Genomic DNA, 12,691 nt, shown 5'->3' with positions numbered 1-12,691 from the left:
CGCACTCCGAGTTCGTTCCAATCGTCGTCGTCAAAAGCTTTGTCGCTGGTCCGACAGCGCGTGCAGGAGTCTGTCGACCCTCCTCGGGTTCGCTACGATCGTCGATCAGCCCGATGAGCCTGAACCAGTTGGAGGGTGCGCCGCACAAAGATACAGGCTCGCATGGAGCAGCTCCTGCGTCGGCGCGGTCCAGCGGAGGGGGGAATGCTTTTCATTCCATCTCCATCAGTTCAAGCGCGCGCCGATGCGCCGGCATATCCAGGCCGATGTCGAGGATAGGGGCGCTGTGTGTCAGCCATCCGACTGAGATGAGGTCGACCCCCGTCGCAGCAATCGACGGAGCCGTTTTCGGCGTCACCCGACCGGAGGCCTCGGTGATGGCTCGGCCACCGACCAGTGCCACGGCGCGGGCAAGATCCTCAACCGACATATTGTCGAGCAGCACCACGTGGACTCCCAGCGCGAGCGCTACATCGAGCTGCTCCAGCGTGTCGACCTCGACCTCGATCTTCACCATGTGGCCTGCGGCGGCGCGTGCCCGCTCTATTGCCGTGCGAATGTCGCCGGCAATCGCGATGTGGTTGTCCTTGATCAGCACGGCGTCGTCGAGCCCGAAGCGGTGATTGGCGCCGCCGCCGACGCGCACGGCGTATTTCTCCAACGCGCGCAGGCCGGGCGTCGTTTTTCGCGTGCACACGATTTTCGCCTTGTGGCCACGCACGGCCTCGACCATCGTCGCCGTGGCAGTAGCAATGCCGCTCAGGCGGCACAGAAAATTGAGCGCCGTGCGCTCGGCCGTGAGCAGGCCTCGCGCGGGTCCGCACAGCTTGGCGATAGTCTCGCCCGCCGCGACATCGCTGCCGTCACCTCGCCAGATTTGCATGTCGATCGCAGGTTCGACGAGCATGAAGGCGAAGGCGGCCAGATCGAGCCCGGCAACGATCCCCGACTGTCGCGACTTGAGCACCAAGGTGGCCGTGCGATCACGCGGGATCACGGCGTCGCTGGTCAGATCACCGCATCTGCCCAGGTCTTCGAGAAGAGCACCGCGCACGATCGGCTCGATCAGGGTTGAGGGAAGGGGTGAGAACGAATTCATGTCAGGGTGCTCCGCATCGGCGCCCGCCAGCTGAGTGCGACGGCGGTCTGTATTGCGCTGGGCAGTGTCAGCCGTGACTGGCGCGCATCTGCATCGCGTCCGGGGAAATCGGAACGACAGTGCGATCCGCGGCTCTCTTCGCGCCGCAGGGCCGCAATGGCGATCATCAGCGCGACCAAGGCGGGGTCGGAGGCAGCGCCGTCGTGAGCTGCAATCGGTAACAGGGTCGCCACCCCGTCGCGTAGCGTCTCGCCATCGCGGATGATGCCGAGCGCGGCGGAGACGATTGGGCGGATGCCGGAGGCGTCTGGCCGTCGAGGCACGAATGCGGAACACACGCGCGGTCGCCGGGTGTGTGATACGTTGGCGACGCTTTCAGCAACCCAGCTCGCTGTGACCGCCGCTTCGATAAGCGAGTTGCTGGCGAGTCGGTTCGCGCCGTGCAGACCGGTGCATGCGACCTCGCCACATGCCCACAATCCCTCGATGGAGCTGCGGCCGGCAGCGTCTACAGCAACACCGCCCATGTGATAATGTGCCGCCGGGCGCACCGGGATCGGGTCGGTCGCGGGATCGATGCCGGCCTGGCGACACAAATCGGCGATCGCCGGAAAGCGCTTGTCAAATCTGAGGCCGAGACATTGCCTTGCGTCCAGGAACACACGGCGTCCGGCAGCGAGCTGGTGCCAAACCGCGCGCGCAACCACGTCGCGAGGCGCAAGCTCGCCCCCTGGGGTTTCAGCGAGGAAACGCTCTCCATGCTCGTCGACGAGCACAGCACCCTCGCCGCGCACCGCTTCGCTCACCAGCGGCATCGGCCGCCGCGGACCCTCGAGGGCGGTCGGGTGGAACTGCACGAATTCCAGGTCGGCGAACTCCGCCCCGGCACAGGCGGCGAGCGCGAGCCCCTGTCCACATGAGCCAGGCGGGTTTGTCGTATCGCTAAACAAGCCGCCGATGCCGCCGGTCGCCAGGACCGCGCGGCGCGTTGGCAAGGCGATTGCGCCCGTGCACCTGGCCGCGACCACGGCGATAATCGCCCCGTCTTCCACGACAAGCCGGCGGGCCTCCACGTTTTCCAGGATAGTGATGGAGGCTGTGCGCCGTGCCGCGGCGATCAGCGCGCGGACCAGCTCGCGACCGGTGGCATCGCCCGCCGCATGCACGATCCGCCGCTGCGAGTGCGCCGCCTCAAGCCCGAGCCGCAACGCGCCGTCAGCGCGTCGGTCGAATGCGACACCGAAGCGCTCTAGAGTCCTGATCGCTTCAGGTGCAGCTCGGACCGTTCGCCGCACCGTCGTCACGTCGCAGAGGCCGTCGCCGGCCGCGAGGGTGTCACAAAGATGAAGTTCGGGACTGTCCTCGCCGCCGACACTTGCCGCAAGACCGCCTTGGGCGAGCTCGCTGCAGGCTCCGGTTCCCAGCCCCGCATTGGACAGAAGCACAACCGGTTCCGGCGCCAGAAGAAGCGCCGTCATCAGGCCTGCCACACCGGCGCCGATGATGACCGGCGCCCCGCCGATGTCATGAACGTCGAGGCTCATATGAAAAGCATACGCTCGACCGAGCGGCGCGCGCGCCCTGCAATCCCGGGATCGATCCGAACCTCATGCCGGTTCTCCTCGAGTGCGACGCGAATGTTAGCCAGCGTGATGCGCTTCATGTGCGGACAGAGATTGCAGGGGCGGACGAACTCGACCTCGGGATGCGCGACCGCGACATTGTCGCTCATCGAACATTCCGTTAGCAGGACTACGCGCGGCGGTTTCTCCCGCTCGACATAATCCAACATGGCCGCAGTCGAGCCGGAGAATTCCGCCTCTGCTACAATCTCTGGCGGGCATTCCGGATGGGCGAGCACGATGACCCCTGGATGCGCATCGCGCAGTTCCCGGATGTCGGCCGATGTGAAGCGCTCATGCACTTCGCAGTGGCCCTTCCAGGCGATGATCTCGACCTCCGTCTCCGCCGCCACGTTTATCGCCAGATATTCATCGGGCACCATAATCACACGCGGCACGCCGAGCGATTCCACCACCGCCCTGGCGTTGCCCGAGGTGCAGCAGATGTCCGACTCCGCTTTTACGGCCGCCGAAGTGTTGACGTAGGTGACGACCGGGACCCCCGGATAGCGCTGCCGCATGAGCCGCACGTCTTCTGCCGTGATCGAGTCGGCCAGCGAGCAACCGGCGCTGAGATCCGGGATGAGGACGGTCTTGTTCGGATTAAGCAGCTTGGCGGTCTCGGCCATGAAATGCACGCCGGCAACCACGATGATTTGCGCCTCGACCGTAGCCGCCTTGCGCGCCAGTGCGAGGCTGTCGCCGACAATGTCGGCTACGCAATGGAAGATCTCCGGCGTTTGGTAGTTGTGCGCAAGGATGACCGCATTGCGATCGCGCTTCAGCGCGAGGATGGCCTCAATGTCGTTGGTGAAGGCCGGCCATTCGACTGGCGGGATCACCCGCCGGACGCGCTCGTACAGGGACGCAGCCGTAGGTAACGCCCCAGTCATCAGCGCCTCCGATTATATTCGATCTGACAATAAGGGGAATATGTCTACCTTGACTATAAGTATGTCAAGCCCGCGCGAGCGGCAATTTTGTCCCGGCCACAGCCCTGTCGTCGAGGACGGCATGGCGGAACCGATAAAGCTTTGCCGGCCGTCCGCCCGTCTCGAGGGAGGTCTCGCCAGTTTCCTCGACCAGCTCTTGCTGCTCAACAAGTCTTCGGAAGTTCGGCTTGTTGATGAGCCTCCCGGCGAGCGCCTCCACGGTCCGCTGCAGCTGAAGCAGTGTGAAGGACGGCCTCATGAGCTCGAACACCACCGGCCGGTACTTGATCTTTGAACGTAGCCGCGCAATGCCGGTCGCCAGGATTCGTCGATGGTCAGCGATCATTGCCTTGCCAGATACCGCCGCAGGCGCGATGTCCCCCCCGCCACCAGCCTCTTCGATCAGGGCAGATTCGTAAAGCAACTCGTAGCGTTGGAGCGTGAGTTCCTCGTTCCAATTGCGGTCGTCGAAACCGAAGGCAATCGCGGCGCGCTGCCGGCGTTCGCGTCGCGTGGTGGCGTCGCTGGCGCCCTCAGCCCACTCAATCAGGCGTGGACGTAAAATATCGAGCACCACCGGCGTGCCGGAGCGATGATCCTCCCAGGGGAAATACTCGTACCAACTCCGCCACCCGCAATTAGCGGAGCCCGTTGCCTGTTCCTTCCGAGTGAGTGCGAGATAGCTGATTGAGATGGCGCGTTCCTGGCGCTCGGCCCCTATGCGGTCCCGATCGGCGAAGGTGTAGAGCTGCTCGATGTACCCCAGCGGGTGGCCGGTCTGTTGCTCCACCCAACCCCTCAGACCGGATTGCAGCGATCGATGCTCTAGCGCATATGGTCCGGACGGAAGGGTGTCCGCGTTCCCGATGGTGAGAAGACAGGGTTCACTGTCGTTTACGGCGACGACAACGGCGATCAGGTCCACTTTTGCTTCGTCGGCCTTGAGCGCGGCTCTGCCTTTTTTGGTTCCTTTTGCCTGATGGTCCATGTTCGCGAAAGTGAGTTGGCCCCAAATTCAGGGTGACTGAATCGATTGAATTTAAGCGTTGCTGCACGAACGTCAACACCGCACAGCTGCACGTCTTTTTTAGCTCTTCGCACTCGCACAAAAATATGCCAAACGCGACACCCGCGGCGGGTAACGCAAGGGAAGGATGCGTGGGTTGAGCGCAACTGGTGAGACAAAGGCGATGACACCGCCGGATATTCGAATGCGGAAAGGCCAGACTCCACTCGTCTGCCTGACGGCATATACTACGCCGATCGCCAGATTGGTTGATCGACACTGCGACATCGTGCTCGTTGGCGACAGCGTCGGCATGGTACTGCACGGCCTCTCGTCGACGCTGGGCGTCACTCTCGACATGATGATCACGCACGGCCAGGCGGTGCGCCGGGGTCTGGTGCGATCATTGATGGTCGTAGACCTGCCATTCGGTTCTTATGAAGAGAGCCCCGAGCAGGCCTTCCGCAACGCTGCGCGCCTGATGGCGCAGACCGGTTGTGCAGCTGTGAAGCTCGAAGGCGGTGAGAAAATGGCCGAGACCATTCGCTTCCTCGGCGCCCGCGGCGTGCCTGTCATGGCCCATGTCGGCTTAACGCCGCAGTCGGTCAATACTTTCGGTGGCTACCGCGTCCAGGGGCGGGGAGACGATGCCGAGCGCATCAGGCGCGATGCCGGTGCGGTCACGGAGGCCGGCGCCTTTTCCGTGGTGCTGGAGAAAGTGCCCGAGCCCCTCGCAAAGCGCATCACTGCGGAGATCGCCGTCCCAACCATCGGCATCGGCGCCTCGCTCGCCTGCGACGGTCAGATTCTGGTGAGCGACGATATGCTCGGGCTTTTCAGCTCTTTCCGGCCGAAATTCGTCAAGCGCTACGCCGACCTAGGCGACCAGGCCGATGCGGCGATTGCGGCTTACGCCGCCGACGTGAGGGAACGGCGCTTTCCGGCGGCCGAACATCTCTACGCCAAGGAGACGAAGGCCGGAGGCGTCACATGAGCGTGCCGATCGTTCGAACCGTTGCCGAGCTCCGCGCTGTTGCCGCGGGATGGCGTCGCTCAGGCACCCGTATCGCCGTTGTGCCGACCATGGGAGCCTTGCATGAAGGCCATCTGAGCCTCGTGCGTGCCGCGCTTCAGAAGGCCGAGCGGGTAGTCGTGACGCTGTTCGTCAATCCCAAGCAGTTCAACAGTGCCGCCGACCTTGCCGCCTATCCCCGGACGGAAAACGAAGATGCTGCCAAGCTCGTGCCGACAGGCGCACATCTGCTGTATGTGCCGGATGCAGACGAGATGTATCCAGCGGGCTTCGCCACGGCCGTTTCGGTGTCCACTCTCAGCGAGGGCCTGTGCGGCGCCTTCCGGCACGGCCATTTCGATGGCGTGGCGACGGTCGTGGCCAAGCTCTTCCTGCAGACCGGCGCTGACTTCGCCTTCTTTGGCGAAAAGGATTTCCAGCAGCTTCAGCTTGTCAGGCGCTTGGTCCGGGACCTTGACATCCCGATCACCGTGGTCGCATGTCCGACAGTCCGCGAAACCGATGGTCTTGCACTATCGTCGCGCAATAGCCGGCTCTCGCCAGCAGAACGCGCCATTGCCCCAAAGCTGGCTTCGGTCTTGCTCGACACCGCTGAGCGGCTTGCGCGTGGCTCTCCTGTCTTGCCCATGCTTGATGAAGCGCGTGCAACAATTCTGGCGGCAGGCTATCGCGAGGTCGAGTACCTGGAACTTCGCGGCGAAACAGACCTGCAGCCGCTAGCAAGGCTTGACCGCCCAGCACGCTTGCTTGTCGCGGCTTGGCTCGGCGACACACGGCTCATCGATAACGTCTCAACATCCCCGGTTGGTATGGGGCCAGGTGCGCGGCGTTCGCTTCACCCGGAAGCAGCAAAGTAATGCCGGCGATGATGGCGACCAAATCGTCCGCGTCGCATCGATGCGGGGTCATTTAGACCCAGGTTTCCGCCTGGCATCGAGCAACATTCGAGGAGGTCGCGCAAAGGGCTGATGTATCGCGTATTCGAAAACTTCGTCGAGCAACTCTCTGCAAGCGTCGATGCCGTCGACCTCCATGAGGCGATGGCGTCCGCCGCAGCCGGCTTTGACTTTCCGCTCTTCGCCTATTTCAGTTACCCGTCGGTCTCCGGCCAGACGCCGCGATTGATTTCAAATTATCCTTCATCCTGGACATCGCACTATCTGCAACTGCGCTACCACAGCCATGATCCGGTGATCCTGCGCGGGCTGCAAGGCTGGGATACTTTTGATTGGGGCGTGGATCGACCCCGCCAGTGTCTGCCGGCCTCGCAGCAAGAAATCCTGGAAAAAGCAGCTCACTTTGGCATTCGCGGCGGATTGACCATGTCCATGCATGACCATCGCGGCCGGTTTGCGGCGCTGACCTTCGCTTCCGACCAGTCCCGTCCGCCTCTCTTGCGATCACTCACTCGCTACGAAAAAGCATTGCAGTTGGTCGCAATCAACTTTCATATACATGCCCGGCGCCAGCTCGCCGAAGATTGCGTGGTGGATGGCATAACGCTGACCCCGCGGGAGTTCGAATCCCTGAAATGGGCGGCGCGCGGTAAGTCCGCCTGGGATATCAGCCAGATCCTCGGCGTCTCGAAACGCACCGTGACCTTCCATCTGGAAAACGCCAAGGCAAAGCTTGGCGTGCGAACCATAAACCAGGGCGTAGCACGGCTGACTGCTTCCCGTCAGTGGAGATCCTGACTCCTTTTGTTGGAAAGCTGTAAAGGTCTACAGGCTGCATCAATGTCGGCTTTGCTCTTCGATAGCGGGAACACATCCTGCACGGAGGCGACAGATGATGCAGTTGATAACACCTGAACTCTACGGCGAGTTTCCAAACGAGCTCAACGAAATGCACGGGCTCAGGCATCGGGTCTTCAAGGAAAGGCTGGATTGGGAAGTTCAGACCGAAAGCGAGATGGAAACAGACGCATTTGACAGCCTGAACCCCGTCTATCTGCTTCTCAAGGGATCCGACTGGCGAATTTGCGGTTGCGTCCGTCTTTTACCGACTACCGGACCGACAATGTTGCGCGACACCTTTCCGATGCTGCTGGGCGAGACTGCGGCGCCCGCGAGTGCCCGCATTTGGGAGAGCAGTCGTTTCGCACTCGATCTCCCTCCATCAGCGCCTAAGTCTGGCGGACTGGCGCAAGCAACCTACGAGCTCTTCGCCGGCATGATCGAATTCGGCTTGGCGAACAATCTCACTCGGATTGTGACAGTGACCGATACGCGCATGGAACGGATCCTGCGTCTCGCAACGTGGCCGTTGTCGCGCATCGGACAGCCGAAGCCGGTCGGTAAGACGGAGGCGGTGGCCGGTTTTCTCGAGATTTCCCACGCTAGCCTCAAGCGCATCCGCTGGAGGGGACGTCTGAACGGACCGGTATTATGGCAACCGGTTCTCGGCCTGTCGGCGTAGCGCTTAACGATGCTCAGCCTGACCTATGCTCCTGCCCGCGGGCGCTACGTACGGTTGATATGCTGGCCGGACGGCGTAGTGCGAAGCTTACGACTATTTCGGTCGCTTCCCCCGCACGACCTGGGCCCAGGAAGTTTTTAGGTGCAATTCGCAATTCCAGCGTAACCACGCCAAATGGCGCGCCCCGCCGCAGACACCGAGTTTTTGGACGCCGTAAAAGCCGGATTTCTTTACGCCGCAAAAAAGCAGCAACTCCGGAATCGTTCACAGAGCAGCCAAGGCCTGCACCGCTGGACGATTGCTCCTCTCAGCGGTGCCTTCTGGTACCAAAAAAGCCCCGGCGCTGGGTCGATGCGCCGGGGCTTTGGGCACGTACGAGCTACACCAACAGTGTCCGCTTATGAACGTGCGCTAATAAAGTGAACGAATGGTGGATCGCGCAATAGCTCGCCGAACGGGGTTCGTATTCATGCTCCCATGTAAGAAGTGTGCTGGCGTGGATCAACGCTGCCGTAGGCCTAAGAGCGCACGCTCAAGGCTGGGGTGAAGCCCGCAGGATCGGTGAATTGCATGATCAGTTTGCCACCTGATTGTAAAGCACCAGCGCGTGAGGGCAACAGGTCGACCTGCATGCTACAGCATTCCCTCTTCCTCAGCAGCAGCCTCGAAGGCCGCGCGGACATCTTGGGGGGTCACCCGGTCTTCAAAGGCGTCGACGCAGGCTTGGATCTTCCACTTGGGTCCCCTATTCGGCCACTTCATGAATTCCTCAGCGGCACCTTCGACGTGGTTGACCCCGTAGGTCCTCCCAGGTCGGTCGGTCTTGACAAAGACCGGAGGGTTGAACCAGTGCAATGCGATGAGGGAAACCTAAGGGGAGAGGCGGCTGTTAAAGGAACATTCGATCCCAATAAGCGTGCAGGTCTATTGTTTCCCCGCTAGCCGACACAAGGGGGGAGATGGCAGCGTCGCCGTTGCACTACCGCGTAATCACGATCGAAGCGCGCCGGACTTCCCAGCCTTCCCGTTCCAGTTCCGGCACGCTGTGGTTCTCGTTCGGATAGCCGACGCAGAAGTAACCGATCAGCGTCCACTCCGGCGGCACGTCCAGGATCGTCGCCATGTCGGCCGGGTCGAGGATCGAGACCCAGCCCATGCCTATTCCTTCGGCGCGGGCCGCCAGCCAAAAAGTGTGGATCGCCATCACCGCCGAATATTCGATGGTCGCGGGCATGGTCAGGCGGCCGAGCCCATGTCCCTGTTCCGTCCCGCGGTCGGCAAAGACCGCGAATTGACAAGGCGCCTCGTTCAAGCCGGCAAGTTTTAGCCGCGCATAAAGCGCGGCGCGTTCGCCGCCGAACGATGCGAGCGCCTCCGCATTGCAGCGCTCGAAGCATGTCCTGACGGCGGCGCGGCATTCCGCACTCTCGACCATGACGAAACGCCAGGGCTGGCTCAGCCCGACCGAGGGCGCAATGCTGGAGATGTCAAGCAGCCGTTCCAGCGCGCCTTCGGGGAGCGGCGTCGGCTTGAATCGCCTCACGTCTCGCCGCCACAGGAAGAGATTGGCCAGATCGGCGCGAAAATCGTCCGGAAATTCCGGGTCTGACGTCATGGTGTCGTACTGCCTTTGCGAAGAATATTTTTCGCGCCATCCCTGTAACGTGAAGGAGAAGGTAACTAAGGAGCGCGGCTCGTGCGCGTGAGGTATATCCGAACGTGTGCAGCAGATCGTCGCGCTCTCCCCGGACACATCCGCGCGCCACAGAGCCTCGGTGGCCGGCCGCTCGGACGCGCAGGCGGATCCAAAAATCCACAGATGCATTCCGGTCATATGCTAGCTGCCAAGCATATGACCGGCATTTCGCAAGGCGCCTAGGAAGAGACCGGCATGGACGGTGACATCGATCTTGGCCTGCATTGACAGGGGCATGCTGGCCCAGTTCTCCAATGGCGAAATGAAATGTGAGAAAGTGCCATTGACCATGCAAGAGCGGGTAACAAGGCCTTGTCTGTCCAACGCGACCACGCCCGTCTGGTCGGCTCCATATCGGATGGCTGCGATCCGCTGGACCTCCGAGTCACCATCGACCCGCACGTCGAAAACCAGGACACCGTGGCTCCTCGTGGCTATCTCTGCGGCTTTTTGGTTGAAGCTTAGGGAAAGAGAGCGGACGCTTTCGACCGCCATCTGGAAAATCGCCAAATCCAGTTCATCCAACGCCATGTAGGCTATTGCGCGCAATATAGGAGTGATTGCAACGACGCACACGGCTTGTTCACAGGCGCCGGCTCACGACCAATCCTTTAGCTGGTTTTGCCACTCGGCCACCGACGGATTCGTGTTCCAGATCGAACTGATCCTGAAGCGGGGCGCGCGCACTGTCCTTGAACTTGGGCTTCTGCACTCCCGCCGTTAACGAACTCCGTACCTTCCTCGTTACTTCGCCAATTTGCATGTGGCCTATGCAAGCATCCGTAACGCAGATTTGGATAGGTCAGCTTCTTTCCCAGCAATGCCTCGAGGTCGCTTCGCATCTGTCCTTCTGAGCATATGCTTGGGTTTGGACATCAATGAAAGAGCCCGCTGTCGGCGCCGGGTGCGCCACGGCACGTCAGCGATCAGACTCCACCGGGTTCACAAAGTTGACTCGCTGGGGTAGGGGGACCGCAGAGAAATCTCCGGTCGCAGCCTTACCCGGTCAAAACAAGGATACCACGATGAAGACTCTCGTCATCTGCTCCGGCGGATTGGACTCCGTTTCCCTTGCTCACAGCGTGGCAGCGGAGCACGAGCTCGCCGGCCTCCTGTCTTTCGATTACGGCCAACGGCACAGGAAAGAATTGGGCTACGCCGCTCTCTGCGCGGAGCGACTGAACACTATGCACCAGATCATCAACATCCCCGAAATCGGCCGCGGCCTTTCCGGCTCAGCGCTCACCGATAATGTCGACGTGCCGGACGGCCACTACGCCGAAGACACGATGAAGATCACGGTGGTGCCGAACCGGAACGCCATCATGTTGGCAATTGCCTTCGGTCTCGCCACCGCGCACAAGGCCAAAGCGGTGGCGATGGCCGTCCATGGTGGGGACCATTTCATCTATCCAGATTGCCGTCCGGCCTTCATCGAAGCTTTCCAGATGATGCAAGACCGGGCGCTGGAAGGCTACGCAGAGATTCGCCTTTATACGCCTTACGTCAACCTCACGAAGGGCGACATCGTCCTGGATGGAGCAAGACACGGAACGCCATTTGCGGAGACCTGGTCGTGTTACAAGGGCGGCGAGCGTCACTGCGGACGGTGCGGGACCTGCGTGGAGCGGCGCGAGGCGTTTCATCTCGCGGGGCACGCTGATCCTACCGACTACGAAGACCCTGTCTTCTGGCTCGAGGCGCTGCGGAGGAGGAGCGCCTGATGTTCCGCATCACCAAGGAATTCCACTTCTCGGCCTCGCACCAGCTCACCTCTTTGCCGCCGGATCATCAGTGCGCGCGCCTGCACGGGCATAACTACATCGTCGAAGTGGAACTTTCGGCGAAGGACCTGGACGTGCACGGCTTCGTACGCGACTATCACGATCTGGCGCCGCTCAAACGTTATATAGACGAGAGCCTCGACCACCGGCACCTCAACGAGGTGCTGGGACATGAGCAAGTCACGGCGGAATACTTGGCCAGACATTTCTATGAATGGTGTAAGGCACGTCTGCCGGAAACCGCGGCCGTGCGGGTGAGCGAAACCCCGAAAACCTGGGCGGAATACCGGCCGTGACGGACACGTGTCCCGCAATCCGTGTGAGCGAGATATTTGGGCCCACGATCCAGGGCGAGGGAGTGCTCATCGGTTTGCCTACAGTCTTCATCAGAACCGGCGGGTGTGACTACCGGTGCTCCTGGTGCGACAGCCTCCATGCGGTGGACAGTCAATTCCGCCACGAATGGGAGATGATGCCAATCGATGCGGTGTGGCAAAGCGTCGTTGGGCTTTCCGGTGGCCGGCCAGTGATGGTGTCGCTGTCAGGCGGCAATCCGGCCATTCAGCCCTTCGGTGCGCTGATCGAGCGAGGCCGTGGTGAAGGTTACCGTTTTGCACTGGAAACCCAAGGTTCGGTGGTCAGCGACTGGTTTGCGGATCTTGATGTGCTGGTTCTCAGCCCAAAGCCGCCGTCAAGCGAAATGAGGACCGATTGGGCTGCATTCGAGGCGTGCATAGAAGCGGCGCAGCAGAAGCCGCAAATCGTGCTCAAGCTCGTTGTTTTCGACGAGAGTGACTACGCCTATGCCAAAGACGCCGCCGCGCTATTTCCGCGCCTTCCGGTCTATCTGCAACCCGGCAACCACACGCCACCGCGCCTTGGCAATGAAGACGCACCTGTCGACCTGGACGGAATAATAAAACGCATGGAGTGGCTTGTGGAAAAGGTGACACACGACAGGTGGTTCGAAGCACGCGTGTTGCCGCAGTTGCACGTTATTCTCTGGGGAAACAGGAGAGGCGTCTAGTCGCGCCTGTCCGGGAAATGCGCCCGCGGATTTTCGGTTCGACCGGCCAGATGTTGACCATCTAGATCCCGATC

General features: G+C 61.5%; 14 protein-coding genes. 7 read left to right on the top strand and 7 right to left on the bottom strand.

The window, feature by feature from the left end:
- Window positions 1-211: 211 nt before the first annotated feature.
- The 4 genes from nadC to NMG70_RS08075 all read right to left on the bottom strand — a co-directional run bounded on the left by nadC (window position 212) and on the right by NMG70_RS08075 (window position 4,641).
- The gene (nadC, locus tag NMG70_RS08090) at window positions 212-1,099 is read right to left on the bottom strand and encodes a carboxylating nicotinate-nucleotide diphosphorylase (RefSeq protein ID WP_254024035.1); all 888 of its coding nucleotides are present in this window, start codon (window positions 1,097-1,099) and stop codon (window positions 212-214) included.
- Entirely contained in the window at window positions 1,096-2,643 is a 1,548-nt protein-coding gene (locus tag NMG70_RS08085) for an L-aspartate oxidase (protein WP_254024034.1), read from the bottom strand. Before NMG70_RS08085 ends, nadC begins: the two co-directional genes overlap by 4 nt.
- Window positions 2,640-3,614 (bottom strand): quinolinate synthase NadA, encoded by a 975-nt coding sequence (gene nadA / locus NMG70_RS08080; protein ID WP_254024033.1) that lies wholly within the window; start codon window positions 3,612-3,614, stop codon window positions 2,640-2,642. The genes NMG70_RS08085 and nadA overlap by 4 nt, the downstream gene beginning before the upstream one ends.
- A 64-nt stretch (window positions 3,615-3,678) precedes the next feature.
- Window positions 3,679-4,641, bottom strand: a complete 963-nt coding sequence (locus NMG70_RS08075) for an NUDIX hydrolase (RefSeq protein ID WP_254024032.1) — start codon at window positions 4,639-4,641, stop codon at window positions 3,679-3,681.
- 175 nt (window positions 4,642-4,816) lie between these two features.
- Here NMG70_RS08075 and panB point away from each other — a divergent pair, with 175 nt between their 5' ends.
- From panB to NMG70_RS08055, 4 genes are all read left to right on the top strand, one after another.
- Entirely contained in the window at window positions 4,817-5,653 is an 837-nt protein-coding gene (panB, locus tag NMG70_RS08070) for a 3-methyl-2-oxobutanoate hydroxymethyltransferase (protein WP_254024031.1), read from the top strand.
- The gene (panC, locus tag NMG70_RS08065) at window positions 5,650-6,549 is read left to right on the top strand and encodes a pantoate--beta-alanine ligase (RefSeq protein ID WP_254024030.1); all 900 of its coding nucleotides are present in this window, start codon (window positions 5,650-5,652) and stop codon (window positions 6,547-6,549) included. Before panB ends, panC begins: the two co-directional genes overlap by 4 nt.
- Before the next feature lie 111 nt (window positions 6,550-6,660).
- Entirely contained in the window at window positions 6,661-7,386 is a 726-nt protein-coding gene (locus NMG70_RS08060) for a LuxR family transcriptional regulator (protein WP_123149099.1), read from the top strand.
- A 94-nt stretch (window positions 7,387-7,480) separates the two neighbouring features.
- A complete protein-coding gene (locus NMG70_RS08055) occupies window positions 7,481-8,110 on the top strand; it encodes an acyl-homoserine-lactone synthase (RefSeq protein ID WP_008874730.1) in 630 nt (209 codons plus the stop codon).
- Window positions 8,111-8,743: 633 nt separating this feature from the next.
- Here NMG70_RS08055 and NMG70_RS08050 read toward each other — a convergent pair.
- The 3 genes from NMG70_RS08050 to NMG70_RS08040 form a co-directional block, all read right to left on the bottom strand.
- A complete protein-coding gene (locus NMG70_RS08050; RefSeq protein WP_254024029.1) occupies window positions 8,744-8,965 on the bottom strand; it encodes a DUF982 domain-containing protein in 222 nt (73 codons plus the stop codon).
- 124 nt (window positions 8,966-9,089) lie between these two features.
- Window positions 9,090-9,725, bottom strand: coding sequence for a 5,6-dimethylbenzimidazole synthase (bluB, locus tag NMG70_RS08045; protein WP_254024028.1), 636 nt, complete (start codon window positions 9,723-9,725; stop codon window positions 9,090-9,092).
- Between the two features lie 222 nt (window positions 9,726-9,947).
- The gene (locus NMG70_RS08040; protein ID WP_254024027.1) at window positions 9,948-10,337 is read right to left on the bottom strand and encodes a hypothetical protein; all 390 of its coding nucleotides are present in this window, start codon (window positions 10,335-10,337) and stop codon (window positions 9,948-9,950) included.
- A gap of 494 nt (window positions 10,338-10,831) precedes the next feature.
- Between NMG70_RS08040 and queC the strand changes: the two genes are divergently transcribed.
- Genes queC through queE form a run of 3 tightly spaced genes read left to right on the top strand, consistent with a single transcriptional unit; the run spans window position 10,832 to window position 12,617 of the window.
- Window positions 10,832-11,530, top strand: a complete 699-nt coding sequence (gene queC / locus NMG70_RS08035) for a 7-cyano-7-deazaguanine synthase QueC (protein ID WP_254024026.1) — start codon at window positions 10,832-10,834, stop codon at window positions 11,528-11,530.
- A complete protein-coding gene (gene queD / locus NMG70_RS08030) occupies window positions 11,530-11,886 on the top strand; it encodes a 6-carboxytetrahydropterin synthase QueD (RefSeq protein WP_254024025.1) in 357 nt (118 codons plus the stop codon). The genes queC and queD overlap by 1 nt, the downstream gene beginning before the upstream one ends.
- A complete protein-coding gene (gene queE, locus NMG70_RS08025) occupies window positions 11,883-12,617 on the top strand; it encodes a 7-carboxy-7-deazaguanine synthase QueE (protein ID WP_254024024.1) in 735 nt (244 codons plus the stop codon). The genes queD and queE overlap by 4 nt, the downstream gene beginning before the upstream one ends.
- The last annotated feature ends 74 nt before the right edge of the window (window positions 12,618-12,691 follow it).

This window comes from Mesorhizobium ventifaucium (assembly GCF_935822925.1).
Taxonomy (GTDB): Bacteria; Pseudomonadota; Alphaproteobacteria; order Rhizobiales; family Rhizobiaceae; genus Mesorhizobium; species Mesorhizobium ventifaucium.
This window is presented reverse-complemented; position numbering and strand designations above follow the sequence as displayed.